This is a genomic window from Haloferax sulfurifontis ATCC BAA-897 (assembly GCF_000337835.1).
GTDB classification, from domain to species: domain Archaea; phylum Halobacteriota; class Halobacteria; order Halobacteriales; family Haloferacaceae; genus Haloferax; species Haloferax denitrificans.
In genome coordinates this window covers 268,826-294,132 of sequence record NZ_AOLM01000008.1, presented here as the reverse complement: position 1 = coordinate 294,132, position 25,307 = coordinate 268,826, and the positions used below count along the sequence as shown (strand labels likewise).

The 25,307-nt window shown below is 69.0% G+C and carries 20 protein-coding genes and 1 pseudogene; 9 read left to right on the top strand and 12 right to left on the bottom strand.

The features are described from left to right. Nucleotides 1-12: 12 nt before the first annotated feature. The 3 genes and pseudogenes from C441_RS05865 to C441_RS05855 all read right to left on the bottom strand — a co-directional run bounded on the left by C441_RS05865 (nucleotide 13) and on the right by C441_RS05855 (nucleotide 3,556). Nucleotides 13-1,022 (bottom strand): annotated as a pseudogene (locus C441_RS05865) (HEAT repeat domain-containing protein). A gap of 97 nt (nucleotides 1,023-1,119) precedes the next feature. Then, on the bottom strand, nucleotides 1,120-2,376 hold the full coding sequence (locus C441_RS05860) for an outer membrane protein assembly factor BamB family protein (protein WP_007274281.1): 1,257 nt from the start codon (nucleotides 2,374-2,376) through the stop codon (nucleotides 1,120-1,122). A 31-nt stretch (nucleotides 2,377-2,407) separates the two neighbouring features. Further along, on the bottom strand, nucleotides 2,408-3,556 hold the full coding sequence (locus C441_RS05855; RefSeq protein ID WP_007274280.1) for a PQQ-binding-like beta-propeller repeat protein: 1,149 nt from the start codon (nucleotides 3,554-3,556) through the stop codon (nucleotides 2,408-2,410). Between the two features lie 129 nt (nucleotides 3,557-3,685). Between C441_RS05855 and C441_RS05850 the strand changes: the two genes are divergently transcribed. Continuing rightward, the gene (locus tag C441_RS05850) at nucleotides 3,686-4,975 is read left to right on the top strand and encodes an outer membrane protein assembly factor BamB family protein (protein ID WP_007274279.1); all 1,290 of its coding nucleotides are present in this window, start codon (nucleotides 3,686-3,688) and stop codon (nucleotides 4,973-4,975) included. Next, a complete protein-coding gene (locus C441_RS05845; RefSeq protein ID WP_007274278.1) occupies nucleotides 4,972-6,195 on the top strand; it encodes an outer membrane protein assembly factor BamB family protein in 1,224 nt (407 codons plus the stop codon). Before C441_RS05850 ends, C441_RS05845 begins: the two co-directional genes overlap by 4 nt. Nucleotides 6,196-6,238: 43 nt before the next feature. Here the strand turns inward: C441_RS05845 and C441_RS05840 are convergent, their stop codons facing one another. Further along, a complete protein-coding gene (locus C441_RS05840; RefSeq protein ID WP_007274277.1) occupies nucleotides 6,239-6,925 on the bottom strand; it encodes a helix-turn-helix domain-containing protein in 687 nt (228 codons plus the stop codon). A 133-nt stretch (nucleotides 6,926-7,058) separates the two neighbouring features. On the opposite strand from C441_RS05840, the gene C441_RS05835 reads away from it, so the two are divergent. From C441_RS05835 to C441_RS05820, 4 genes are all read left to right on the top strand, one after another. Further along, on the top strand, nucleotides 7,059-7,877 hold the full coding sequence (locus C441_RS05835; protein WP_007274276.1) for an alpha/beta fold hydrolase: 819 nt from the start codon (nucleotides 7,059-7,061) through the stop codon (nucleotides 7,875-7,877). A 154-nt stretch (nucleotides 7,878-8,031) separates the two neighbouring features. Further along, nucleotides 8,032-8,898 carry a DUF7847 domain-containing protein gene (locus C441_RS05830; protein WP_007274275.1) on the top strand — a complete coding sequence of 289 codons (867 nt, stop codon included), beginning with the start codon at nucleotides 8,032-8,034 and terminating at the stop codon, nucleotides 8,896-8,898. Nucleotides 8,899-9,000: 102 nt separating this feature from the next. After that, nucleotides 9,001-9,777, top strand: coding sequence for an ABC transporter ATP-binding protein (locus C441_RS05825; protein WP_007274274.1), 777 nt, complete (start codon nucleotides 9,001-9,003; stop codon nucleotides 9,775-9,777). After that, nucleotides 9,774-11,402 carry a hypothetical protein gene (locus C441_RS05820; RefSeq protein WP_007274273.1) on the top strand — a complete coding sequence of 543 codons (1,629 nt, stop codon included), beginning with the start codon at nucleotides 9,774-9,776 and terminating at the stop codon, nucleotides 11,400-11,402. Before C441_RS05825 ends, C441_RS05820 begins: the two co-directional genes overlap by 4 nt. 60 nt (nucleotides 11,403-11,462) lie before the next feature. On the opposite strand, the gene C441_RS05815 is transcribed toward C441_RS05820, so the two are convergent. The 4 genes from C441_RS05815 to C441_RS05800 form a co-directional block, all read right to left on the bottom strand. Then, nucleotides 11,463-12,692, bottom strand: a complete 1,230-nt coding sequence (locus C441_RS05815) for a PQQ-binding-like beta-propeller repeat protein (RefSeq protein WP_007274272.1) — start codon at nucleotides 12,690-12,692, stop codon at nucleotides 11,463-11,465. A gap of 160 nt (nucleotides 12,693-12,852) precedes the next feature. Then, the gene (locus C441_RS05810) at nucleotides 12,853-13,716 is read right to left on the bottom strand and encodes an HFX_2341 family transcriptional regulator domain-containing protein (protein WP_007274271.1); all 864 of its coding nucleotides are present in this window, start codon (nucleotides 13,714-13,716) and stop codon (nucleotides 12,853-12,855) included. Between the two features lie 582 nt (nucleotides 13,717-14,298). Then, entirely contained in the window at nucleotides 14,299-14,706 is a 408-nt protein-coding gene (locus C441_RS05805) for a PPC domain-containing DNA-binding protein (RefSeq protein WP_007274270.1), read from the bottom strand. Nucleotides 14,707-15,324: 618 nt separating this feature from the next. Then, nucleotides 15,325-16,050 (bottom strand): SDR family NAD(P)-dependent oxidoreductase, encoded by a 726-nt coding sequence (locus tag C441_RS05800; RefSeq protein WP_007274269.1) that lies wholly within the window; start codon nucleotides 16,048-16,050, stop codon nucleotides 15,325-15,327. Nucleotides 16,051-16,140: 90 nt separating this feature from the next. Between C441_RS05800 and C441_RS05795 the strand changes: the two genes are divergently transcribed. Next, nucleotides 16,141-17,094 (top strand): TIGR03560 family F420-dependent LLM class oxidoreductase, encoded by a 954-nt coding sequence (locus C441_RS05795; protein ID WP_007274268.1) that lies wholly within the window; start codon nucleotides 16,141-16,143, stop codon nucleotides 17,092-17,094. A 97-nt stretch (nucleotides 17,095-17,191) separates the two neighbouring features. Continuing rightward, the gene (locus tag C441_RS05790) at nucleotides 17,192-18,016 is read left to right on the top strand and encodes a polysaccharide deacetylase family protein (RefSeq protein WP_007274267.1); all 825 of its coding nucleotides are present in this window, start codon (nucleotides 17,192-17,194) and stop codon (nucleotides 18,014-18,016) included. A 27-nt stretch (nucleotides 18,017-18,043) separates the two neighbouring features. On the opposite strand, the gene C441_RS05785 is transcribed toward C441_RS05790, so the two are convergent. The 4 genes from C441_RS05785 to C441_RS05770 all read right to left on the bottom strand — a co-directional run bounded on the left by C441_RS05785 (nucleotide 18,044) and on the right by C441_RS05770 (nucleotide 24,317). Further along, a complete protein-coding gene (locus C441_RS05785; protein ID WP_007274266.1) occupies nucleotides 18,044-20,515 on the bottom strand; it encodes a dipeptide ABC transporter ATP-binding protein in 2,472 nt (823 codons plus the stop codon). 180 nt (nucleotides 20,516-20,695) lie between these two features. Further along, nucleotides 20,696-21,676, bottom strand: a complete 981-nt coding sequence (locus C441_RS05780; protein WP_007274265.1) for an ABC transporter permease — start codon at nucleotides 21,674-21,676, stop codon at nucleotides 20,696-20,698. Continuing rightward, a complete protein-coding gene (locus C441_RS05775) occupies nucleotides 21,669-22,676 on the bottom strand; it encodes an ABC transporter permease (RefSeq protein WP_049904907.1) in 1,008 nt (335 codons plus the stop codon). Before C441_RS05775 ends, C441_RS05780 begins: the two co-directional genes overlap by 8 nt. 60 nt (nucleotides 22,677-22,736) lie before the next feature. Next, nucleotides 22,737-24,317 (bottom strand): ABC transporter substrate-binding protein, encoded by a 1,581-nt coding sequence (locus C441_RS05770; RefSeq protein ID WP_007274264.1) that lies wholly within the window; start codon nucleotides 24,315-24,317, stop codon nucleotides 22,737-22,739. 221 nt (nucleotides 24,318-24,538) lie between these two features. Here C441_RS05770 and C441_RS05765 point away from each other — a divergent pair, with 221 nt between their 5' ends. Further along, a complete protein-coding gene (locus tag C441_RS05765; RefSeq protein ID WP_007274263.1) occupies nucleotides 24,539-25,243 on the top strand; it encodes a creatininase family protein in 705 nt (234 codons plus the stop codon). Nucleotides 25,244-25,307 lie beyond the last annotated feature (64 nt).

Here is a 25,307-nt window from a genome sequence, read left to right as displayed (position 1 = left end):
GAGACGGTCAACTCAGTACGGAACGCCGCAACTCGGACACATCGGCGGCGCTCCCTCGGGGAGGTCGACACCGCAATGGGGACACTCCACGTCCGCGTCGGGCGACGTAATCTCGGCGACCGCGGACGCGGTCGTGTCTCGAACGCCGGCGAGCGTCCCGACGCCGTCGGCCGGCGAGTCACTGCCATCGCCGTCACCCGACGCCCGGAGAAAGCGGACCCGCTCGGCGACGAACTCGGCCGCCGCGTCTGACTCCGTATCGAGTACCGAGTCCGGAACCGTCACCGACTCGCCGCGCTCGCGGGCCAACAGCCCGAGTGCCTCGGCGGCGCGCCCCGGACGAAGGCGTTCTCGTCGGCGAGCCGAGCGGAGAGCGCCGACCGACCCGCGCCGAGCGAGTCCGGGGCGTCACAGCCGATGGCCGCCATCGCCGTACAGAGGTGGTATCTGACGAGTACGTCCGGGTCGTCGAGGTGTTCGACGAGCGTCGAGACGCGGTGGCGAAGTCGACCGGGGTCGCCGAGCGCCACGCATTCGAGCGCCTTCGCCAGCTTCCGTTTCACCTCGGGTTCGTCGAACGAGAGACCGACGCGGAGGTCCGCGAGCATCTCCGGCGAGGCGACCGCGTCGGGGTGTTCGAGCGCGACGTAGCCCAGCGCCTCGGCCGACCGAGCGCGGACGTAGTAGAACTCGTCTTCGTCGGCGAGGCGCTCGGCGAGCGCCGGAACCGCGGGAGCGGCCGCATCGGGAGCGGCCTCCGCGACCGCGACGAGCGCCTTCGCGGTCAACAGCCGGACGGCGCGGTCGTCGTCGGTGAGAAAGGGCGTGACGGCGGGGAGGAACGACTCGAACGCGATCGGCCGGTCGTCCGCGAGGCCTCGAAGCTCGCGGAGGGCCTGTTTGCGGTCCTCGGCCGACGCCGTCCGGAGCGCCCCGAGAGAGTCGCTCACCTCCTCGTCGGCTCGGGTCTCGACTGATTCGACGAGGCGCTTCAGCGGAGACGCGCGGCGTGTGTCGTCCATCGGTTCGTGCTCCTCGTTGGCGCAGTATCCCCTCGGCACGGCAATAAGTTGGTGGGGAGTACGTCGTCGAATCAGGGCAGGGGCCGGGAACGCGGAGTCAGTCCAGCGGGAACCGCGCGACTGCGCCCTCTTCGACGTACGAGACGAACACCGACGACGGCTCGACGCGGAGAGAGAGTCGGCTGTGCGAGTCCGGTTCGTACGACCACCGCGTCTCGCCCGTCTTCCGGGAAAGCACCTCGAAGCCCCGGTCCCAGCCGGCGACGACGTGGGAACCCGTGACGGCGAGCGAGTCCAGCGACGGGAGTCCGGTTACGGTCTGCCACCGCCGCGTGCCGTCGAGGTCAAAGCAGTCGATTCGGCCGAGCATCCCGCCGTCGGGGTCGTCGACGCGGCTCCCGACGAACACCGCGTCGTCCGTGGCCTCGACCGCCCGAATCTGGTAGCCCGTGGGGTTCGCCCACAGGCGCTCGCCCGTCTCCCGGTCGAACGCGAGCAGTTCCTGCCGCCCGTCTTCCCGGTCGCGGGTGAGGTACGTCTGCGACCCGAGCACCATCGTCCGCCCCACGTCGCCGATGGGGACGTGCCACCGAACGCTCCCGTCGGAGAGTTCGTAGGCCGTCAGCGTCCCGTCTCTCGCGGCGGCGGCGAGTCGGACGTCCGCGGCCACGTTGGAATACCACCGCCGGGGCTCGGTCCGCCATCGAACGCTCCCGTCCGCCGGCGAGAGCGAGACGACGCGCGATTCGCTCCCGCCCGCCGGCACGGGCACCACGAACGAGTCGTCGGTGACGCCGTCGAGGAAGTACGACGAAACCGCCCGTTCGAAGCGTCGGTCGCCGGTCTGCGGGTCGTAGCCCGTGAGCGTGTTCTCGGAGCCCGCGAAGTCGAGTTCGGCGACGAGCGACCCGGTGCGGACGAGTCGCGCCCGGCGCGCCGTGCCCTCGTCGCGCCACAGTTCCTCGCCCGCCGCATCGACGGCGTAGAGGTCGCCGTCGGTGCTGTGGACGTGGTACGGGCCGCCGGACGGCGGAGCGACGGGTCGCGTCTCTATCGGGCCGCCCGTCTCGAACCGGAGTGTGGTCGATCCGTCCTCGCGTCGCAGGCCGTACAGCGCCTTGTCCTGCATCCCGGCGAGGACCAGTTCGTCGGTGACGGCGGGCGGGCCGGCCATGAACGCCCCGTCGATATCGCGTCGCCAGACCGGTCGTCTCCCGCCGAGTCCGGGAATCGAGCTACAGCCGGCGACGGAGAGCGAGCCGACGGCCGCGAGCGTCCCGAGCACCTCGCGGCGGGTGACGGTTTGCTCCCGGCTTCCGGCCGAACCCGTCCGCTCCGGACGCTCACTCGGCATCGAGCACCTCCGCGTCGAGCCGAGCGAGTTGCTACTCCTGTCCGACGTAGACGCCGTCGCCCGCGGCGACGACCCAGTTCACCGTGCCGCCGTCGAGGTAGCCCTCGAACCAGTACTCGCCGAGGAGGGTGCCGTCGGTCGCGTGGACGTACAGCGCGGTCGGTTCGAACGGGACGGTCCCGCTGTGCCCCCGGACGAGGAGGTCAGACCCCACGACGGTCACCAGTCGGTCGCCGACGCGGGTCGGTCCGCAGGTCACGGGGCCGGCCAGTTCGCGCCGCCACAGTCGGGTTCCCGTCTCGGCGTCGAAGGCGTACAGGAAGTAGTCCGCGCCGCCGACGTACACGCGGCCGTCGGAGACGAGCGGCCGGGCGAACGCGGTGTTTCGGAGCGACCCGCGCCACCGAGGCTCGCCGGTCGCCGCGTCGAGCGCCAACAGTTCCTCGGTCGCGCTCCCGACGAAGACGGTGTCGCCGGCGACCGCCACCGACGACGGCGACGGGCCCACGTCGACGCGCCACGATTCGGAGCCATCGGTGGCGAACCGGCGAACTGTTCCGTCCAGAATGGGCGCGACGACGCCGGCTTGGGAGCCGTCGCCGGCGGGTGCGGACGCGGGCGCGCCGGCCAGCGACGCCGGAAGTTCGGCGCGAAAACGCCGCTCGCCGTCCTCGCGGGACATCCCGAGCAGTCGGTCTACCACGTCGTTTTCGGTGCCCGAGATGGGGAGGACGACGGTGTCGTCGGCGACGACGGGCGGGTACTGAACGACGCCCGGGTCGGCTCTATCGACGCCCGTCAGCCCGATGTTCCACGCTCGCTCGCCCGCCTCGTAATCGACCGCCGTGGCCCGTCCCGCCTTCGAGAACAGGTACGCATACTGGTCGTCGACGCCGAGCGGCGACCGGTAGCCCTTCCGGCCGGTCACCGCCCAGCGCTCCTCGCCGGTCTCGGGGTCGAGCGCGGACACCATCGGGTCGGCGTGAAACGGGCTCCCGGTTCCGACGAGCAGGGGGCCGGACGGCGGGCGCAGGGCGCGGGTCGGAGTCCGCACGCCCGCCGTCCACGCGGTCGGCATCGGAAGCGAGTCGTCGCGGCCCGTGAGGCTCGCACAGCCGGCGAGCCCGGCGGCGAGCGCCGGGAGAGCCTTCAGCGCGTCGCGTCTCGAATAGGAGGGCATCAGCGAGGACGTGTGGTCCGGCTGATAATACTCCTGTTGGTTTCGACGGCGGCGCGACCGGCCGCGGCCGGCGAACCCTTCGAGCGAGGAGCCACGAAGGTTTTTATCCCGCGCCGAGACGGCGGTCGTATGCTCTCCAGACGCGAGGTACTGGCCGCCGGCGGAGTCGCGCTCGCGGGCGGGGTCGCCGGGTGCGGCGGCTCACCACCGTCTCCGGACGCGACGTTCGACGCGCCGACGAGGGCGTGGCCGACCGCCGGCTACGACCCGCAGGCGACGGGCCACGCACCGGCCGGCCCGCCCGAGGGAACCGTCTCGTGGAGCGTCTCGCGGGGGAGCCTCGACCCGCCGCTCTACGGCGCGCTCGCCCCGCCGGTCGTCGCCGACGGGGCCGTCTACGCGACCGGACTCGCGACCCGACACTACAGGCCGGACGACTTCACCAGCCCGCTGGCCGCGATTGACGCCGAGTCCGGGTCGGTCCGGTGGGTCGAAGGCTTCCCGGACGGGCTCAGCGGCGGCCCCGCGGTCGTCGGCGACGACCCGGGAATCGTCGTCGTCGGAGGCTACGACGGCACCCTCCACGCCGTCGGAAGCGACGGGTCGAGCGAGTGGGCCGCGGACCTCGGCGGCCGGCTGGGAACCCCGACGGCGTACGGGAACAGACTGTACGTCGAAAGCGGGAACGGCCGCCTACACGCCGTCGGGAGCGATGGAAGCCGACTGTGGACCGCCGACCGGCCGGGGGCGCTCGAACTCCTCGTCGGCCCGGACGAGCCGGTCGAAACCACGATGCCCGTCGCCGACGACCGCGGCGTCTACGCCGCCTTCACGCCGTTCGAGCGGGAGCGCGAGGCGGTCGTCGTCCTCGGCTACGACCACGGCGGCGGGCGGCGCTGGCGGACGGTGCTCGACGGCCGGTACGGCCGGTCGCCCGGGGGCCTCGCCGTCACCGACGACGCGCTGTACGCGACCGTCGGCGGAACCGTCTACGCGCTCGACGCCGACACCGGCAAGGAGCGCTGGCGGTTCGTGACCGGCTCGGAGGCCGCCGGCCCGCCGACGGTCGACGGCGAGCGAGTCTACGTCGGCGCGAAGAACCTCTACGCGCTCTCCCGGACCGATGGCGTCGAGCGCTGGCGCGTGGTGAACGAAGCGCCGCCGAGCCACGACCGCGACCCGACGGAGCTCCCGTATCTCGCTCGCCCGCCCGTCGCCGACGGGCGAGTCTACCTCCGAACCGGAGCCGTCGACGCCGCCGACGGGACGCGGCTGTGGGGCGGCGACGCCGACGAGTGGCTCCAGTCGGGGAACTACTTCGCCCAACCGTACTACAGGCGGCCGATGGCGTCGCCGGTCATCACCGAGGAGGCGATGTATCTGACCCACGCGCACCACGGGGTGGTGAAGGTCGCATGACCGACACCGGCCAGCGACCGACTCGGCGTCGACTCTTGGCGAGTCTCGGAAGCGCCGCCGCCGTCGGCGCGGCGGGCTGTCTCGGAACGCGGTCGGAGCACAACCCGACGAGCGGGGAGTGCCCCGAGTACGACCCCGTCGAGCCGGCGACCGCGGACTGGCGCGGCGTGATGGGTCCGACGACGAACACCGGAGCCGTCGCGTCCGAGGCCGTCCCCGAGGGCGACCTCGCCGTCGATTGGACGGTGCCCGTGGAGACCTACGTGGGCCACCACGTCCCGGTCGTCGCCGACGGCACCGTCTACGTCCACGACATGGACGACGAACTCTCCGCGGTCGACGCCGACACGGGCGAGCGAACGTGGACCAGACCGCTCACCGACCCCGAGCCCGCGCCCGCAGTCGGCGACGGAACGCTCGTCGTCGTGACCCGCGAGGAGACCCACGCCTTCGACGCGGCGACGGGTGACCGACGCTGGAAGCGGGAGGGACTCGGCGGCGGCATCTTCGGCGCGAGCCCCATCGTCGCGGGCGACACCGTCTACGTCCAAGCGGGCGTCGCGACTCACGCGCTGTCGCGTTCGACCGGCGAGACCCGCTGGCGGGCCGCGACCGGGTTCCCCTCCGACTCGACGCCCGCCGTCGCCGGCGACACCGTCTACACCGCCGGCGACGACACCTACGTCCGGGCGCTGGCGACGGCCGACGGGACGGAGCGCTGGCGCGCGAAGACGAGCGCCCGAATCGCGTGCAACGTCTCGGTGGTCGAGGGAACCGTCCTCGTCGGGACCGGTGCCGGGAGCGTGCTCGGACTCGACGCCGAGACGGGTGCAGAGCGCTGGCGCTACCGGCTCGAACCGCGGCGAGCGGGCGGCGAACGCCGACCGAGGCGGCCCGAGACCATCGCGACCGACGGCAGTCGGGTGTACGTCGCGACCGACGACCGACTGGTCGCGCTCGCGTTGGCCGACGGGACCCGCTGTTGGGACAACCTGAACTACGCCGGAAGCTACGCGAGCGGCATCGCCGTCGGCGCGGGGACCGTGTTCGTCCCGACGCACGACGACAGCGGGGATGCGATAACCGTCCTCGACGCCCCCACCGGAAACACGCGGCAAGAGCTGGCGGCGGGCAAACGCCAGCGCTTCGACATCGGCCCGAGCGTCGCCGAGGGCGGCGTCTACTTCGCCGGCCGGGGCGCCGTCGTCCGACTCAGTTAGGTCGGTCTTCGGGCGGGACCGACCCGAGTGGTTCGTCGACCCGTCAGTTCGGAAGCGGCGGCCACGTCGTCGCCACCGTCTCGGCGATGAGCCGGGTCTGCGCCCGTCGGAGTCGCTCGGAGGCCGAGGAGGCGGTGATGCCGAGGTCGTCGGCGACCTCCCGCAGGGTGGCCCCGCGGGGGATGTCGAAGTAGCCCAGTTCGTACGCCGTCCGGAGCGCCTCGTCCTGTCGGTCGGTGAGCCCCTCGCCCGGCGGTTCGGGGTCGCCGTCGCGGGCGAGGCGTCGGAGGTCGAAGCCGGCGTTCCGCCGCCAGAACGACGCGAACCGCCCGAACGCGTCGCGGTCCGCGAACCAGCCGGTCTGTCGCCAGCCCGCCGGTCGGACCTCGATGCGCTCGATGATGGCGTCGGCGGTGGCGAGGGCCTCCAGCCCGGCGAGGTCGTCGAGGCTGTCACCGAGCTGTTCTTCGAAGCTCAGCGCCGGGACGGCCTGATACCGGCGCGTCTCGCCCGACTCGCCGATCCGGGTCCAGTCGGCCACGTCGAGGGAGTCGTCCATGGCGCTTTCGAGCGCCCGCGTCGAACCCCCCGTGACCGTGACGACGAACATCGGTCGCTCGCCGTGGTTGTACTGGAGTTCCAGCGCGAGCGTCGCCTCCGGGACCGCCGCCGCGACCCCGGTCAGCGGGAGCGCGTCGCAGTCGATGTCGAACTCGGCGATGAGCCCCATACGTCCGCTGTCTCGGCGGTCGGCCAAGGGCGTGTCGAAGCGGCCGAGTCGGGGCTCCCTCTTCGGCCCCCATGTAAACGGCCGCACGGCTGAGAGTGCGACTTAGCCGCCGCCGGCGACAAGCGAGGGTGCGATGCAACCGATTCGATTCGAACGCGGAACCGAACTGTCCGACGAGCGATTCGGGAGCGGCGCGCCGCTCCTGTGCTGTCACGGCGGGATGGCACCGCCGGCGTTCTGGGACCCGGTCGTCCCGCACCTCGACGGCTACGAGGTCGTCGTCCCGGAGCGACCCGGCTTCGGCACCTGTCTGGACGACGCCGAGACGACGCCCGCCGAGGCGGTGCTGGAGCGCGAGGCCGAGACCGTCCGGGAACTCGTCGACGAGATTCGCGCGGCGACCGGGCGCGACCCGGCGCTGTTCGGTCACTCCTTCGGCGCGCTCACGGCTCTCGAAGCGGCGACCGACGCGCGGGTGGCCGCCGTCGCCGCCTACGAGCCGGCGGTTCTCCCGGAAGCGTACCGGAGAGAGGCGGACCTCTCGGAGCGCATGGCCGCGCTCGTGGGGGCGGGAGAGCGGCGCGAGGCGGTCAAACGCTACGTCGAGCAGGTGCTCCACCCCGACGGCATCGACGACCTCGACGCGTGGCTCGACGAGTGGCCCGTCTGGCCCGACTGCGTCGCCCTCGCCGAGGAGGTCGTCCGGATGAACCGCGCCGTCGAGCAGTACCGGCTTCCGGCCCGCTTGGACGTGGACGCACCCGCCGTGGTCTTGGCCGGCACCGACGGCCCCGACTTCCTCCGCGAGAGCGCCCGAAACGTCCACGACGCCCTGCCGACCAGTCGGTTCGTCGAGTTCGACGCGCTCGGTCACGGCGGCCCCGGCGACGACCCCGAGCGGGTCGCGGCCGCGGTCGATTCGTTCCTCCGTGACCGGGTCGGTTACCCGTGAAAACGCCGACCACGCGGAGGGTCGTGTTAACGACAATTGCGGAAGTACGAGCCGTGTAGCAGTCGTCTCCGGCAGGCTCGCGGTTCGGTGCGTGGACGGCGTGCGACGACCTGTCAACCAAACATTCTTTGCTCGATGCGGAGACGTGGTCAGTATGACAGCCCTCCAATCCATCGGTACAGCCGCCGGGTCGCTCAGACGGAACCCGATACTGTTCGTCGTCGCCACGGCGTTCAGCCTGATTCAACTCCCCTCGATATTCGCGCAGGCGGTCAGCCCGCTCATCGGGAGCATCGTCTCGCTTGGGTTCAGCGGACTCACGATATTCATCGTCCCGTTCTTCCTCGGCGGCGTTCTCGGTATGGCCAACGAGGCCATCGACGGTCGCACCTCGCTCGGCACGTTCGTCAGCGAGGGGAAGACACACTACGTCTCACTGCTCGTGGTGTACTTCTCCCTGCTCGTCGTCAACTTCGTGTTGTCGTTCGTCGGCGTCTTCGCCTCGGTGTTCGTCGGCATCGCCGTCCTCGGGAGCAACGGCGAGATGAGTACCGTCGCGCTCGCGGTTCTGGGCGTCGTCGTCCTCGCCGTGGCTCTCACCTACCTCGCCGTGGTGTTCGTCGTGCAGTTCTTCGGCCACGCCATCGTCATCGACGACCTCGGCGCGGTCGACGGCATCAAGCGGAGCGTCTCCTGCGTTAGGAACAACATCGTGTCGGTCCTCGGCTACTCGGTCATCACCGGCCTCGGCGGCGTCCTCGCCGGCGCGTTCGCCGTCGTCATCTCGCTCCTTCTCACCCCGTCGCTCCGACATCAGGGGGCCGCGGTGGGCGGGGCGGGTTCCGGCGCTCCCGTCGCGTCGGCGTTTTCGAGTCTCCCGACGGTCGGCGTCGTCGGCATGGTCGCCATCGCGGTCGGACTCGTGCTCGTCAGCGGCCTCGTCGGCGGCTTCTTCGCCGCCTACTCGACGGCGTTCTACCGGTCGATTCGCCCGACGAATCCCGAGACGACGGCACCCTGAGGCCGCGACACCCTGAGGCGACGGCCGAGTCGCCGCAGATTCTGTCGCTCACGTGTCATTCGCAACCGTTAGGCGTCCGGGGGGTGAATCGGGGGTCGTCCCATGCCCTCCACGAACCCGGACGCCGCGATTAAAGCGGTCGACCTCAGGAAGTCCTACGGCTCCGAGGTCGCGCTCGACGGCGTCTCGCTGTCGATTCCGAGCGGAACGGTGTACGGCTTTCTCGGACCGAACGGCGCGGGGAAAACGACGACGATGCGCATCCTGACGGGGCTCTCACGGCCCACCTCGGGTTCGGTCCGAATCTGCGGGCTCGACGTGAGCGACCGCGGAAAGCTCGCGCCGCACGTCGGCTACCTCCCGGAGACGCCGCCGCTGTACGACGAGTTCAGCGCCCGCGAGCAACTCGACTACGTCGCCGACCTCCGGGACATCCCGGCGGAGACCGCCGAGGCGCGCATCGACGACCTGCTCGACCGGTTCGGCCTCGTCGGCGACGCGAACAAGCGCATCGGCACGTACTCGAAGGGAATGAAACAGAAGACCGCGTTCATCCAGAGCGTGCTCCACGAGCCGGACGTGCTGTTTCTCGACGAGCCGACCTCGGGGCTCGACCCCCGCGCGGCGAGACAGATTCGAACGTCCATCGGCGACGTGGCCGCCTCGGGGTCGACCGTCTTCCTCTCGACGCACATCCTCCCCGTGGTCGAGGCCGTCGCCGACGAGGTCGGCGTCCTGTTCGACGGCCGCGTCGTCGCCGAGGGGACGCCCGACGAGGTGAAATCGCGCGCCCAGACGGGCGGCGAGGGCTCGCTCGAAGACGCGTTCCTCGCGGTCACGAGCGACGAGTCGCATCTATCGGGTGTCGCCGACGAATGAATCTCCGACGAGACGTTCGCCACGGCCTGCGAATCGGGCGCGCCGAGTTCGTGCGGAGCGTCCGCGGGTACACCTCCGAGACGCGCCGAATCGTCGGCCTCCTGCTTCTCGCGTTGGTCTTCGGCGGCAACCTCCTGTTTTCGCTCCCGGTCGTCTACGTCGCCGGCCGGCGCGCGCAGTCCGTGACCGAGATTCCACTCTTCGGCCTCGTCGCCACCGCGGTCCCCGTGGTGCTGACCCTCCTCGCGACGTTCAGGACGCTCGAACGCATCGGCCGCGTCGAACACGAGTCGCTCGTGCTGACGACGGTCCACCCGCGGGCCGTCGTCGTCGGACTCATCGCGGCCGAAGTCGGTCGAATCGGCCTCTGGTTCGGACTCCCGTTCGCTGTCGTCGCCGCGACGTTCACGGCCGGGCTCGGCGCGCCGTCGCTGTTGGTGACGGCGGCCGCCGTCGTCGTCCCGCTCGCGTGCTGTACGACCGTCTGGGGCTACGCGGCCGGCGTCGCCGTGCTCCGCGGATTCGAGCGCCTGCCCGGCGTCCGGCGCACGCTCAAGGTCGTCGGCTTCGTCGCGATGGTTGGAGTCGTCCTCGTCTCGCAGTCGTTCGGCCGGTCGCTGGCCGACGGCTCGCTCCCGGTCGACACGCTGGCGGCGACGCTGACGTTCGACCCGCTCGCCGACTACCTCGCGCTCGCGTTCGTCGGAACGCCGCTGGCTCGACCGTTCTCGTCGGCCGCCGTCGTCACCTTCGCGGCCATCGTCGCGCTCACGCCCGTCGGCCTCGTCGTCGCCACCCGGCAGGCGAGCGCCCTCTGGTTCACCGACCGCGCGACGGGGGGCGACCGAGGCTCGTCGGCGGCAGGCGCGAAGGCGACGGACTCGTCCGGCGGCTTCTCGACGCCGAGGCCGCTGTCGGCGACGAAAGGGGGCCACGTCGCGTGGGGACTACTCGTCCGCGGCGTCCGCCACCCCCAGAAGTTCACGCACCTCGTCATGCTGGTGTTCTTCCTCGGCCCGCTCGGCACGACCATCGTCCAGTCCTCGGCCGACGGACTCGGCCCGATACTCGCCGCGAGCGGGGCCGGCCTCGGGACCTACCTCGCGGGCGCGACGTTCGGCCTCAACCCCATCGGCGACGACCGCCCGCAGTTCCCGATACTACTGTTGACCGCGACTGCGCCGCGGGCGCTGGTTCGGGGGCGCGTCCTCGCCGGCGTGATTCTCGGCGTCCCGGTCGCCGCGGCGCTCCCGCTGGCGACGGTCGCCCTCGGCACGTCGCCGCTGTCGGCGGTCACGTTCGCGCTCGTCGGCGTCCTCATGTGCCTCGCCGCGGCGGCCTTCGCGGTCGGCCTCGGCGCGGCCTACCCGATATACGAGGAACGCGAGTTCTGGGGTGCGAAAACGGTCGTTCCCTCGACGCTCGTGCTGATGGCGTTCATGTTCGTCGTCGGCCCCGGGACCGTCATCGGACTCGTCGCCACGTGGTTCGGCGTCACCGGACACCTCGCTCCGACGCCGCCTCTCGCCGCCGGACTCGGGCTGTACCTCCTCGTGACCGTCGGCGTCTCCTACGGTTCGTACCGGTACGCGGTTCGACGGTACCGGACGTACACGTTCGACTGACGGGGGCTGGCGTCGTCGGTCGGCGCGGAACGCAATCGCGACGGCGACGGCCCGCTGGCCTTAGTCCGCTACGCGGAACACGCCGGGGTTCCTGCCCGTCCCGGCGAAGTAGAGTTCCGACCCGCGGACCGACAGGCCGCCAGTAGGCCGCGCGTCGAGCGCCTTCGACCACAGTTCATCGCCGGACGCCGCCGAGACGGCGTAGAGTCGGTCGTCGCTCGCCACGAATCGGGTGTCCTCGGCGACGACCGGCGGCCGGGCGAACGTATCGGCATCGAGCGACAGCGTCCACTTCGTCGCGCCGTCGCCGGCGTCGAACGCGGCGAGGCTCCCCCGCGAGGACTGGACGTGAAGCGTGTCGTCCGCGACGGCGGTCTGCGGGCTTCCGTTCTCCGGGAGCGGGACCGACGCCCGCCACTGCGTCGACCCGTCTTCGAGGGCGAGGGCGAACACGTTCCCGCGGTGAGCGCTGTAGTAGAGATGGGCGTCGTCCACCGTGAGCGGGACGGCGCTCTGCGGGGGGTCCTCGCGTCGCCACCGCTCCTCGCCGGTCGCGGCGTCGAGCGCGGCGACGCCGGTCTGCTCGTGGTCGACGCCGATTGGCGTGTAGACGACGCCGTCGCGGGCGGCGAGACCGGGCGAGGCCCTGCCGGCGTCGTAGCTCCATCGCTCCTCTCCGGTCGCGGGGTCGCGCCCGAAGACGGTCGAACCGCCGCCGTCGACGAGCGTTTCCGCGGCGAGCACCGGCGCGTTCGCGGGGGTCCCGTACCCGCCCTCGCTCGTCCGCCAGCACCGCTCGCCGGTCCGGGCGTCGTAGGCCGCGACGAACTCCGCGGTCGAGACGAACATCGCGTCGCCGGCGAGCGTGGGCGTGGACTTCCCGTGGGCGTAGTCGACGGTCCACGCGCGGTCGGAGTCCGCGGGAGCGGTCTCGGCGTCGAGGTCGAGCGCGCGATACACGCCGTCCTCGCCGTCCCCGTCGCTGTAGCCGAGCACGCCGCGGGCGTCGGCGACCGCGACTGAGGTGGCGAGCGCCGCGTCGCCGGACGCGATTCGCTCGACGCCCGCGTCCGCCGAGGGGCCGGGGTCGGTCGTGTAACCGGTGTTGGCGAAGTCGCGCTGGTAGGTCGGCCACGCGCCCGTCACGTCGCCGACGGGCGCGTCCCGTCGGTAGTCGCGCTCGACGTCGAGAGTGCTGAACGCGCGGGCGACACAGCCTGAGAGCGACGCGAGGGCGGTCGCGCCGCCGGCCGCGAGGACGGCTCTGCGCGTGTGCATGTTGGAGGGCATACATGTCTGTGTCCCGTCGCTACCGTACTAACAGTGTGTGCATGTTGGAGGGCATACATGTCTGTGTCCCGTCGCTACCGTACTAACAGTTGTCCTCAGCGCGCGAGGGGACGGCGAGCGTCGCAGGGAGAACGGTGCGCGACGGGGGCGACGACTCGCCCTACCGGTGTTCCACGAGCGCGTCGACCGGGTTGTCGAGGGCGAAATCGACGTTGTCGGAGGGGTCGTCGGTCCGCGCTTCGAGGTCCGAGACGACCGACTCGGCGCGGTGGCGGAACGCGCGGAGCGTCTGTCTCCCCTCCTCCGTGAGTTCGAGGTAGCGGCGGGTTCCGCGCTGGGTGACCGCGACGTAGCCCTGATGTTCGAGCGTCGCGGTGACGCGGTTGTCGAGGACGTTGTAGTCCCCGGTGACGGGGTCGTAGTCCTCGACCTCGCCGTCGACGCGGCCGCGCATGAACTCGAGGCCGTAGCGGGCCGCCTCGGTGATGAGCGTCTTCTTCTTCGCGCGTTTGGCGTCGGTGTCGTGGGCCTCGATGAGGGCGAGCGCGGCGACCTGGTCGGGAGAGGGCGAGTCGATTTGGTAGGTCGTCAGGAGCGACGCCCGCTCGAAGCCCTCGGTGACCGGCGCGTCGAGGCCGTGCGGCCGGACCTCGGGGTCGACGACGTACGGTTCGGCGTCGGTGTGTTCGTCCATGCAGGCCATCGTCGCGCCGACGGCCGCGCGCTTGGTGCCGGCGGTGACGTTGACGCGGACGAAGTCGTCGGGGTGCCAGTCGGCGATGGTCGTAATCGCGCCCATCACCTCGTACATGTCGAAGAGGTCGAGGTACTCGACGTCAGGCGGGGTGCCGACCACGTCGGCGATGCGGTCGACGACCGCCTCGTGGTAGGTCGGGCGCTCGACCGCGGGGTCCTCGTGTTCGAGGAGGTAGACCTTGTCCGGCCGGTCGTCCTCGATGGGGCCGACGATGCGGTCGTGTTCGCGCCACAGGGGGACAATGTGAACGCGGAGATGTCGTTTCATCTGTCACTCTCGGCCACGACCCCCCGCGTCGAAAGTCATTCGATTGAGTGATTCACCCGTAGACGACCGATACTGCACCCGTACACCCGAGACTCCGGGAAACACACGCTATTCATGCTACTCACGTAACTAACGGTAGTAACCGAGGAACCGCCAATGTGGGTTACCGACTACGAATAGTTGCCGCCGGCCGCGCTCCAACGGACCGGCGGTTGCGACCCGCCGACGGCGGCGCGACCAGCGGTCCCCGGTCGCGTCCCCGCGGCGGAACCCGCGTCGGCGGACGACCCCCGGAACCTTCGCCCGGTGCGCTCGGGGCGTCGGCCAGTCCGCCGACACGCGCCCTCCAGCCCCCCTCGCTTCGGCCCTCCACCGCCGGCCGACGCCCCGACAGCACCGCCTTTTCTTGCTCCGAATCGCCTCACGTCGTCCGACGAGCGCGGCGCTCTCGACCCACAGCGGACGCACGAAAAAGCGAACGAGTGTCCGCACCGCGGCTCGCTCGATTCGGTTCAGTTCGGTTTAGTTCGGTCCGATTCGACTCGGCTCAGTGCGGCTCGGCCCGAGCTGGGCCGGGCCAGCTCAGATGTCGAACACGTCGAGGCCGGTCCGCTCGTCGAGGTGGTGGGTCAGCGGCGTCTCGCCGAGATGGATGACGACTTCGAACGTCCCGGAGACGCGCGCACCGGAACAGTGGCCGCCGAGCGTCTCGAACTCGCGCGTGCCGACCTGAATGTGCGTGTGAATCTTGTCGGGGCCGATGTTGCCGAGGAAGCTCGTCACCTCGAACTGGCCCGTGAACTCCTCTTCGAGGTACTCCTGGTCGCCCACGTCGTAGTGGCCGAGCGTGACGGAGTCGACCGCGCCGATACCCGTGAGAAAGCCGTGTTCGATGTCGAACTCGTCGCGCACCGTCGCGAGCGAGTCGAGGACCTGTTCGCCGGGGTCCAGCCTGACGACGACCGTGTCGTCTTCTTTGACGTAGTCCATGGTTGTGCCCGAGCGTCCGGTACAGCGGCGGCGGCGTAATATGTTTTGAAAGGCTCAACGTTGCGGGACGAGCGGAGAGAAATCTTGTTTCCCTGACTATTAAGTAGACAGTACTGTATTTTGAGTAATCACAACGGGTCATGTCTTTGAGAGCCAACTGACCACCACATCGGCGCGAAACCGTCGTCTCAGTCGCTTCGAACGCTCAGTTCGCCAGTTTCGGAGAATAACCCCAGTCACGACGAAATCCGTCTCGAATAAGACGACCACCAGTCATCAGGTTCGCCGCCAAAAACAGGAAAATCACGGGGCAAATGAACCATATCGCGCTCGCAGTCGGTCGTTACTCGAACACCCGCGGGAGGGGAGAGACTGGAGTCACCACGGAAACGTGAACGTCGAGTCGAGACCGGCGTCGACACTCGAAACGGGCGAATCGGTCGAAACAGAACCGAGGGCGGGACTCGAAGCGACCGCAGACGACGACGTGTCCGAAGTCGACCGCCCGTTCGACAAAAGTATAAGAAATAGATTATAGCTCGATATTTTATATGATTGAGATATTCACTCGGTCCGGGCGATGGGCCAGACCGACCGCGGCCGCAGTCACTCAACGCGTCACCGGAGCATCGACCCGCCGTCGACCGTCAGCACCGTGCCCGTCACGTAGCCCGCGCCGTCGCAGAGGAACGCGACCACGTCGGCGACCTCCTCGGGCGTCCCGATGCGTTCGAGCGGGAGGTCGGCGGCGTACTCGGCGAGCGCCTCCTCGGTCCAGAGGTTCGACTCGGTGAGAAGCGGCGTCTCGACGAGCCCCGGCGCGACGCAGTTGACGCGCACCTCGGGGCCGAGCTGTTTCGCCAGCCCCTTCGTGAGCCCGAAGACGCCCGCCTTCGACGAGGAGTAGTGGACGCCGCCGGTGGCGCTCCCGCGGAGGCCGGCGACGCTCGACACGTTGACGATGGCACCCTCGCCGCGCTCGACCATGGCCGGCGCGACGGCGCGGGCGACGACGTACTGCCCCTTGAGGTTCACGTCGAGGACGCGGTCCCACTCGTCCGGGTCGAGGTCCGCGAGAGAGACGGCCCGCGAGATGCCCGCGTTGTTCACGAGCGCCGCCACGTCGGCGACCGATTCGACCGCCGCCACCGCGTCCGCGACCGCGTCGGGGTCGCGAACGTCGACGGCGAACTCGTGGACGCGCTCGTCGTCCCAGTCGGTCTCGCCGGTCTCGATATCGAAGCAGGCGACGTAGTCGTAGTCCGCTCGGAGTCGCTCGACGACCGCCCGCCCGATACCGCTGGACGCGCCGGTCACGATTGCCGCGCGCAGATGGTCCGTCATGTCGTCGGCGACGGCGCGGACCGTAGTACGTGTTGGGGTGGCGGCGAGTGGAGTGGTAACTGTTTTCGTGGTCGCGCGTGAGCCGTTCGTATGCAGTTCGCAGTCAACGTTCCGACCAGCGCCGGCGACTCCGTTCACTCCCAGTTGGCGTTCTGCGACGAGATTTCGTGGGACGCGCAGGTCGAGTTCGCCGTGGCGGTGGAAGGTCTCGGCTTCGACGGCGTCGCCGTCCCCGACCACGTCATGACCGGTAGCGGCCCGACGACGGAGTGTTTCGTCACGCTGGCCGCCATCGCCCGCGAGACCGAGGACGTGTACCTCTACCCGAAGACGGTGAACAACCACTTCCGAAACCCCGCGCTCCTCGCCAAGCAGGCCGCCACGCTCGACGCCGTGAGCGACGGACGGCTGAAACTCGGCATGGGTGCCGGCTGGAAGGAGAGCGAGGCGCGGGCCTACGGCTACGACTGGCCGGACGCGCCGACCCGCCTTCGGATGCTGGAGGAGTCGATTCGGATACTCAAGCGCCTGTGGACCGAGGAGACGGTCAGCTTCGACGGCGACTACTACACCCTCGACGAGGCGATGTGTCAGCCGCATCCCGTCCGAGACCCGCATCCGCCCATCATGGTCGGCGGCGGCGGCGAGTCGTTCACGCTCCGAATCACCGCCCAGTACGCCGATTCGTGGAACTTCTGGGGGCCGCCGGAGGTGATGCAACACAAACTGGACGTGCTGGAACGCCACTGCGAGGGCTACGGCCGGTCGTTCGAGGAGATAGAGCGGTCGTGGTTCGCGCGGTGTCTGCTCCGCGAGGACGAGGCGGAACTCGACGCCCTGCTCGACGAGCACTTCCCGCGGTTCAAACCCGAGAACGTCGCCGACAGCGAGTACCCGCTCGTCGGCACGCCGGAGCAGGTCCGCGAGCGACTGGAGACGTTCGACGAGATGGGCTTCGGCGAGGTCGTCGTGGAGTTCGTGGACTTCCCCGAGACCACGAGCGCCGAGCTGTTCGCCGAGCGCGTCGCGCCGGCGTTTCGGTAACCTGCGGGTCGGGAGTCCGCGAATCGACCCGGCGTGGGCCGCGTCCCGCGAGTGCGGCATGGAAACAGCTATCACATCTATTTTCGTACGTCGAAGCGTGACTCACCACAGCGTCTGCCTCACCTTCGACTTCGACGGCGTCTCCTCGTGGATACACTCGTTCGAATCGCCGGACAGCCCGACGAAACTGTCGAGAGGACTCTTCGGCGTCGACGTGGGCGCGCCCCGCGTCCTCGACCTCTTGGACGAGTTCGGCGTCGAGACCACGTGGTTCACGCCGGGCCACACCATCGACAGCTTCCCCGAGGCCGCCGAGGAGGTGTGGAGCCGCGGCCACGACGTCCAGCACCACGGCTGGTCCCACACCCGCCCGCGACAGTACGAGTCGCGAGCGGCGGAGTACGACGACGTGAAACGCGGCGTCGAGAGCATCGTCGACCTCACGGGTCGGCGGCCGACCGGCTACCGTTCGCCCTCGTGGGACTTTTCGACCCACACGCTCGGCATCCTCGACGAACTCGGCTTCGAGTGGGACTCGAGCCAGATGGCGACCGACTTCGAGCCGTACCGCGTCCGCGAGGGGTGGGCCGCGCCCGCCGACGCGCCGTTCGAACGCGGCACCGAGACCGACATCGTCGAGGTGCCCGTCTCGTGGCAACGCGACGACTTCCCGGCGTTCGCCTTCAACCGAAAGCGGGGCTACGCGAACGAGAAAGCGGTGTTCCGCCAGTGGCGCGAGCAGTTCGACTGGATGGTGGACAACGTCGACGGTGGCGTGTTCGTCCTCACGATGCACCCGCAGGTCATCGGGCAGTCCCACCGGCTCGCCCGGCTCGAATCGTTCGTCGAACACGTCGCCGACGCGCCGGGCGTCGCCTTCGAAACCGTGGCCGAAGTCGCCGACCGGTTCGGGTCGGCGTGAGGGCGAGGTAAAGCCGGCGGCGCTTTTTCAGGAGTAGTGGTGACAGCTGACGACACGGTCGAGTCCGTCGGGCGACTCCAGCGTCGGCACCTCGGAGGTACAGACGCTCGGCTCGACGAACGTCTCCGTCAGGAGCGACGCGGCGTCGCGCCACGCGCCGTCGGCCGCGAGCGAGAGCGCGCGCTCCACGGTCGTGCCGGCGTCGCCGGCGGGGAGCCCGTCGGGGAAGTAGGTCGCGCGAGCGTCGTCGGCGACGATATCCGGGGATTCACGCTGGACGGCTCTGACGAACCGGCGCACGCGGTCCCACTCCTCGTCGCCGAGGTCGAGGTCCCCCGGGGCGACGAGGCTCGGACACCGGGTGTGGAACCGACAGCCGGTCGGCGGGTGAATAGGCGACGGAACGTCGCCGGACAGCGGGACAGTCTCGCGGGACACCCGCGGGTCGGGCACCGGAATCGACGAGAGGAGCGCCCGCGTGTAGGGGTGTTTCGGCGACTCGAACAGGTCGTCCTTGTCCGCGAGTTCGACCAGTTCCCCGAGGTACATCACGGCCACGCGGTCGCAGACGTGGCGGATGACGCTCAGGTCGTGGCTGATGAAGAGGTACGTCAGCCCGAACTCGTCTTGGAGCTCCTTCATCGTGTTGAGCACCTGCGCCTGCACCGACGCGTCGAGCGCCGAGGTCGGCTCGTCGCAGACGATGAAGTCGGGGTCGACCGAGAGCGCCCGCGCGAGGTTGACCCGCTGGCGCTGGCCGCCCGAGAACTGGTGGGGGTAGCGGTTGTAGTGGTCGGCGTCGAGGCCGACCGTCTCCAGCAGTTCGCGCGCCCGGGCCTCGCGTTCGCCCTCGTAGAGCCCGTGGGCCTGCATCGGCTCCTCGACGATTTCGCCGACGGTCATCCGCGGGTCGAGCGACGCCTGCGGGTCCTGAAAGACGAACTGCATTCGCTTGCGGCGCTTGCGAAGCTCCTCTTTCGACAGTTCGGCGAGGTTCTCCCCGTCGAAGACGATGTCGCCGGACGTCGGGTCGACCAACCGGAGGAGCGTCCGCGCGAGCGTGGACTTCCCGCACCCGGACTCGCCGACGAGGCCGAGCGTCTCGCCGGGCAGGATGTCGAACGAGACGCCGTCGACCGCGCGGACGTGCTCGCGGTCGACCGAGAAGGGAAGCAGTCCCGCGTCGCGGTCGAACCGGAGGCGGTCGAGGAAGCCGTCGCTCGCGTCGAAGTACTTCCGCAGGTCGCGGACGCTGAGGAGCGGGTCGGCGTCGGGGTCGAACGTTGAACCGGTCCCAGTCTCGGCGGCGTCACCGGTCTCGGCGGAATCCGACTCGGCGGCGGCCGACCCGGAGGCTGATTCGGCGTCGTCGAGCGGGGCGCTCTCCCAGTAGCCCGCCTCGGCGAACGAGTCGTTGCGCAGGCACGCCGCCCGGTGCGGCGCGGCGGCGACTTCGGTGACGGCGGTTCCGTCACCGGCCTGTATCGCCACGTCGCCGTCTCCCTCGCCGCCCTCGTCGACGAGTCGGGCGTCGGGGTGGACGTGCAGACACGCCTCTCGGGCGTGCGGGCACCGCGTGTGGAAGCGACAGCCGCTCGGCGGGTTGATGGCCTCCGGCATGATGCCCTCGATGGGCGACAGGCCGTCCACGTCGCGGTCGGGCCGCGGAATCGACCCGAGAAGCGCCTCGGTGTAGGGGTGTTTCGTGTCGTGAAAGAGGTCGTCGACGGTCGCCTGCTCGACGATTTCGCCGAGGTACATCACGGCGACGCGGTCGCATATCTCGGCGACGACGCCCATGTCGTGGGTGACCCAGACGAACGAGGTGTCGTAGCGGGCCGCGAGGTCCTTCACGAGGTCGAGAATCTGGGCCTCGACGGTCACGTCGAGCGCCGTCGTGGGTTCGTCGGCGATGACGAGGCTCGGTTCGCACGCGAACGCCATCGCGATGAGGACGCGCTGGCGCATCCCGCCGGAGAACTCGTGGGGGTAGTCGTCCATCCGGCGTTCGGCCTCGGGGATGCCGACCTCGCGGAGGCGCTCGACGGCGATGGCCTCGGCCTCGGCCGCCGACACGTCGCGGTTGAGCCCGATAATCTCGCTCAACTGCTCGCCGACGGTGAACACCGGGTTGAGGCTCTCCGTGGGGTCCTGAAATATCATCGCGATTTCGCGGCCCCGGACGCGCTCGCGAATCTCGCGGCTCGACAGCATCTCGGGGTCCTGACGCGGTTCGTCGTCGGGGTCGTCGCCGCGCTCGACGCCGACGAGGAGGTCGTCTTCGAAGCGGACCTCGCCGTTGACGATGACGCCCGGCGAGTCGATGAGGCGCATGATGCTCCGCGCCGCGACGCTCTTTCCCGCGCCGCTTTCGCCGACGATACCGAGCACTTCGCCGCGCTGTACCTCGAACGAGATACCGTCGACGGCCCGAACGGTCCCCGCGTCGGTTCGGAAGTGGGTGTGCAGGTCGCGGACGGTGAGTAGCGTATCAGACATTGGTCGTGGAGTGGTGGGGGGCGTCGGTGCGTGAGATGGGTGCCTCTGCAGAACCGCGAGAGCGAGTTCCGACGCCGTCCCGGGAAGGGAGCGATAGTTCGGCGGGCGAGCGAGCGGCGGAGACCGGGCTACTCCCGGCCCCGCGGCGGACGGTCGGTGAGACGTGTGGTCCGTTCATCGTCAGTCGTTCGACCGCGGGTCGATTGCGTCGCGCAGGCCGTCGCCCAGCAGGTTGAAGCCGATGACCGTCGCGAGAATCGCGAGGCCGGGCCAGATGCTGAACCACGGGTTGACGATCATGTACTGCCGCGAGTGGGCGAGCATCTGCCCCCACGACGGCGTCGGGGGTTGGACCCCGAACCCGAGGAACGACAGCGACGCGACGATGAGGATGTTCACGCCGACCTGCAGCGTCGACTGGACGAGCACCGGCGCGAAGCTGTTCGGGATGATGTGGCGGAAGATGATGTGGCGGTCGCGCACGCCGGCGGCCTTCGCGGCCTCGACGTACTCCATCTCCCGGACGCTCAGCACCTGTGAGCGAATCAGCCGCGTGAACACCGGAATCGTCGTGATGGAGACGCCGACGATGGCGATGCCGAGTTCGCGGCCGAACGCGGACATGATGGCGATGACGAGGATGAGGAACGGAATCGCGTACAGCGATTCGACGAACCGCTGGAGCACGTCGTCCACCCAGCCGCCGTAGTAGCCGGAGACCGCGCCGACGACCGTCCCGATGGTCATCCCGATGCCCGTCGCGATGAGACCCACCTGAACGGCGATGCGCGTTCCGTACACCAGTCTGACGAGCACGTCGCGGCCGCGGTGGTCCGTCCCGAGCGGATGCGCCCACGACCCCGTCCCGAAGCTGTTTTCGATGCCGACCGGCGGAAGCAGGATGGTGCTTCCCGCCGGGTCGTTCTCCGGGTGGTACCAGAACGTCGCCGCGAACTGGTAGTCGAACAGGTCGGCGTCGATAGTCGTCAACAGCGCGACGAGCGTCACGAGCCCGATGACGTAGAGGCCGACGCGCGACGCCGAGTTGCGCTTGAGCTGTCGGAGCACCTGCGAGGAGCGCGAGACGGCGGAGCGCTCGTCGGCGTCCGCGACGCCGCCCGCGCGGGTCGAGTCGCCGACGGCGGCCGTCGAATCACTCACCGGAACCACCCCCGTAGGAGATGCGCGGGTCGATGACCGCGTACAGCACGTCCACGACGAGCACGCCGAGGACGAACACGATGGCGAAGAATATCGTCGTGCCCATGATGAGCTGGTAGTCCTGCGCCCGGACCGCGGTGATGATGAGGTTCCCCATCCCGTTGATGTTGAAGACCGTCTCGGTCAGCACCGCGCCGCCGAGGGCGGTCGTCATCTGGATGCCGATGACGGTGAGCACCGGCAGTTGCGCGTTCTTGAACGCCTGCCGCCGGAGAATCGTCCGCTCTGAGACGCCGTAGGCGCGGGCGAGTTGGACGTAGTCCTTGTTGAGCACTTCGAGCATCGACGACCGCTCGATGCGCGTGATGGCCGCCATCTGGAGCGTCCCCAGCGTGATGGAGGGGAGTATCAGATGCGACGCCGCAGTCACGAGCACGTCCAGTCTCGACGTCGCCCCGTCGACCGACGCGGGGTCGGCCCACGGCATGATGAGCCCGCTCGGCGGCAGGAGGTCGCCGTAGTACGCGAACACGATGATGAGCAGGAGACCGACCCAGAAGCTCGGCGTGCTGACGCCGATGAGCGACGTGACGCGGGCGAGGTGGTCGTAGCCGTTGTTACGGTTCTTGGCGGCGAAGATGCCCAGCGGAATTGCGGTGCCGATTGCGAGGGTGAAACTCGACGCGAGGAGCAAGAGCGTCACCGGGAGCCGCTCGAAGATTTTCTCCGTCACCGCGACCCCACCGTAGTGGATGCTCGTCCCGAAGTCGCCCGTCGCGACCGCCGCGAGGTACCTGACGTACCGGACGTACAGCGGTTGGTCGAGGCCGTACTTCGCGCGGGCGGCCTCGATAGCCGCCGCGTCGGCGGCCGGCCCGACGAGGATTCGAACCGGGTCGCCGGGTATCGAGTTGATGAGGACGAACGTGACCGTAACGACGAACAGCATGACCGGAACGATTTGGAGTAATCGCCGTCCGATGTAACCGGTTGTCGTCATGGGTGGAGTGGATGGGGAGTGAGCATATAACGTTTGGTAACTGTCACCGACAAGGTAACGTCATCTGTCGACAGAGACGTTGTTGTAGCCGGTGAGGAGCCGCGGGTTCTGCGGCGAGACCGGGTGGACCTGGAAGTCGCTGACGGTGGACTTCACGCCGTAGGAGTTCTTGTAGTTGAACGCGGGGAGGTGGACTTTGTCCTCCAAGAGCGTCGAGATGGCGGACTGGTAGAGCTGTTGGCGCTCGTCGCGGTCGGTCGATTCGCGCGCGCCCTTAATCTGGTCCATGACCTCGTCGTTCTTGTAGTAGACGCCCTGGTTCACGCCCTCGGACTCCTCGTGGAACAGGTTGAACATGAAGTCGTCCGGGTCGGGGTAGCGGACCCACCCGAGGACGTAGATGTTGTAGTCCGAGGCGTTGCCGGTGTACGCGCGGCTGAGCATCGCGCCCCAGTCGAGCCGTTCGACGTGGGCCTCGTAGCCGGCCTCCTTGATGCCGTTGGCGATGGAGAGGCCGATGTTCTCGCGGTTGTCGTCCGGCGGGACGATAATCTTCGCGTCCCAGTCGGCGGGGACGCCCGCCTCCTCGAACAGCGCCGTCGCCTGCTCGACGTCCTTGTCGTTCGGAATCTCCATCCACTCTTCGAGCGGCATGTCCCACTCTTCGACCATCGGCCCCGGAAGCGGGCCGTACTGACGGAGGCCGGCCGGGTCGATGTAGCGGTCGACCGCGTCGTCCATCGAGAAGCTGTAGTCGATGGCCTCGCGGACGCGCTTGTCGGCGGTCGGGCCCTCGTTGCAGTTGAACGCGACGTAGAAGTACCCGACGCTCTCGATTTCGGAGATGCTCGTGTCTTCGGTGCTCTCGACGGTGTCCCAGAGCCGGGGCGGAATCGTCTCGATGACGTCCACGTCGCCCGTCCGGAGGTTGGTGACGCGCGTCGTCGACTCCGTGATGGGCGTGAACTCGACGCCCGCGACGTTGGGCAGTTCGTCGCCCCAGTAGTCGTCCCAGCGTTCGAGCGTGACGTAGTTGCTCTCTTCCCACTCGACGAACTTGAACGGCCCCGAACCGATGGGCCGTTGGGTGCTGAACGCCTCTTTGTCCTCCTCGCGGACGGCCTCCGGCACGACCTGGTGGGTGAGGACGTGCTGGAACATCGCGTAGGGGTTCGAGAGGTCGAACTGGACCGTCGTCTCGTCGATGGCCTCGACCGAATCGATGACGCTGAAGATGCCCAAGAGGGGCGTCTCCTCTTCTATCGGCGCGCGGAACGAGTAGGCCACGTCCTCGGCGGTGACCGGGTCGCCGTTGTGGAACATCGCGTTGTCGACGATTTCGACGATGTAGCGGGTGTTGTCCCGTTCGATGGTCGGCATGCTCGTCGCCAGGTTCGGGACCACGTCGGTCCCCTCCCCGTAGGTGTACAGCTGGCTGAACACCCGGTTGGCGACGAGCGCGTCGGGGTTCGAAAGCTGGGTTATCGGGTCGAATCGGACGGGGTTCAGCGACTGTCCGATGTTTATCGTCGCGTCGGAGCTACCGGCGGACGTCTCCGTTCCGCCGCTCGTGGTTGTGCCGCCGCCGTCACCCTCGGTCGTCGTTTCGGACCCGGAGTCGGACGTACAGCCGGCGAGCAAGACAGGTATCGACGCACCCGTCGTTTTCAGTATATCTCTACGTGAGACACTCTCTCTCATCATTGACGCCGAATCATTTCGGCATCACCAACATAAGCATTTGCATACTGTGTGTTCGTTTCCCCTTGTCCACTCATACTGCCGGATGGTAAATTATTATATACGACAACTGTGCGTATCTCCCTATGGACTCAACGGAGTCACAGTCACTCCTAGCGGAGATGACGTGGCAGGAAGCCGAAACCGCGTTCGACGAGGCGGACTTCGTCGTGCTCCCCTGCGGGGCAACCGAACAGCACTCGACGCACCTCCCGACCTCGGTCGACTCCATCCGGGCGGAGAACCTGACCGCGGAGCTCGCCGCGGCGGCCCCGGAACACGACCTGAACCTCCTCGTTCTCCCGGTCCTCCCGTACGGTTACTCGGAGCACCACATCAACTACGCGGGAACGATATCGCTCGGAGCCGACACGTACCAGGAGATAATCATCGACGTGGGGCGGTCGGTCCAGCGCCACGGCGGGACCCGGTTCCTCGTCGCCAACTTCCACGGGGGCAACATCGAGCCGCATAAACTCGCTCTCGACCGACTCCAGCGCGACCACGGACTCGACTCGTACTACGCCCACTGGACCGACTTCGCCCGCGACCAGTTAGAGGCGCGGTTCGGCACCGAGTGGGGCCACGCCGGCGAGTACGAGACGAGCGTCATCGAGCACTACCGGCCCGACCTCGTCCGCGGCGACCGCAAGACGCCGCAGACCAAGAAGAACCGCTACGAGGTCCGCCAGTACGCCCACTTCGACGACCTGACCGTCGAGGGCGGCCTCGGCGACCCGACGCAGTCCGACCCCGAGTTCCTCGAAGAGGTCATCGAGGCGACGACCGACCGCATCCTGACGCATCTCCGGTCGGAACTGGAGTAACGCGAGCCTCGGCGACCGAAAGACGAACTGTAGCGAGCGAAACCCCGAACGAAACGAGATTTTA

Excerpts from the sequence above, each read along its gene's own strand:
- C441_RS05830 (WP_007274275.1), top strand. The coding sequence starts at position 8,032 with ATGACAGCCCTCCAATCCATCGGTACAGCCGCCGGGTCGCTCAGACGG.
- C441_RS05785 (WP_007274266.1), bottom strand. The coding sequence starts at position 20,515 with ATGTCTGATACGCTACTCACCGTCCGCGACCTGCACACCCACTTCCGA.
- C441_RS05815 (WP_007274272.1), bottom strand. The coding sequence starts at position 12,692 with ATGCCCTCCAACATGCACACGCGCAGAGCCGTCCTCGCGGCCGGCGGC.
- C441_RS05850 (WP_007274279.1), top strand. The coding sequence starts at position 3,686 with ATGCTCTCCAGACGCGAGGTACTGGCCGCCGGCGGAGTCGCGCTCGCG.
- C441_RS05825 (WP_007274274.1), top strand. The coding sequence starts at position 9,001 with ATGCCCTCCACGAACCCGGACGCCGCGATTAAAGCGGTCGACCTCAGG.
- C441_RS05820 (WP_007274273.1), top strand. The coding sequence starts at position 9,774 with ATGAATCTCCGACGAGACGTTCGCCACGGCCTGCGAATCGGGCGCGCC.
- C441_RS05855 (WP_007274280.1), bottom strand. The coding sequence starts at position 3,556 with ATGCCCTCCTATTCGAGACGCGACGCGCTGAAGGCTCTCCCGGCGCTC.
- C441_RS05775 (WP_049904907.1), bottom strand. The coding sequence starts at position 22,676 with ATGACGACAACCGGTTACATCGGACGGCGATTACTCCAAATCGTTCCG.
- C441_RS05845 (WP_007274278.1), top strand. The coding sequence starts at position 4,972 with ATGACCGACACCGGCCAGCGACCGACTCGGCGTCGACTCTTGGCGAGT.
- C441_RS05835 (WP_007274276.1), top strand. The coding sequence starts at position 7,059 with ATGCAACCGATTCGATTCGAACGCGGAACCGAACTGTCCGACGAGCGA.
- C441_RS05805 (WP_007274270.1), bottom strand. The coding sequence starts at position 14,706 with ATGGACTACGTCAAAGAAGACGACACGGTCGTCGTCAGGCTGGACCCC.
- C441_RS05795 (WP_007274268.1), top strand. The coding sequence starts at position 16,141 with ATGCAGTTCGCAGTCAACGTTCCGACCAGCGCCGGCGACTCCGTTCAC.
- C441_RS05860 (WP_007274281.1), bottom strand. The coding sequence starts at position 2,376 with ATGCCGAGTGAGCGTCCGGAGCGGACGGGTTCGGCCGGAAGCCGGGAG.
- C441_RS05810 (WP_007274271.1), bottom strand. The coding sequence starts at position 13,716 with ATGAAACGACATCTCCGCGTTCACATTGTCCCCCTGTGGCGCGAACAC.
- C441_RS05840 (WP_007274277.1), bottom strand. The coding sequence starts at position 6,925 with ATGGGGCTCATCGCCGAGTTCGACATCGACTGCGACGCGCTCCCGCTG.
- C441_RS05800 (WP_007274269.1), bottom strand. The coding sequence starts at position 16,050 with ATGACGGACCATCTGCGCGCGGCAATCGTGACCGGCGCGTCCAGCGGT.
- C441_RS05765 (WP_007274263.1), top strand. The coding sequence starts at position 24,539 with ATGACGTGGCAGGAAGCCGAAACCGCGTTCGACGAGGCGGACTTCGTC.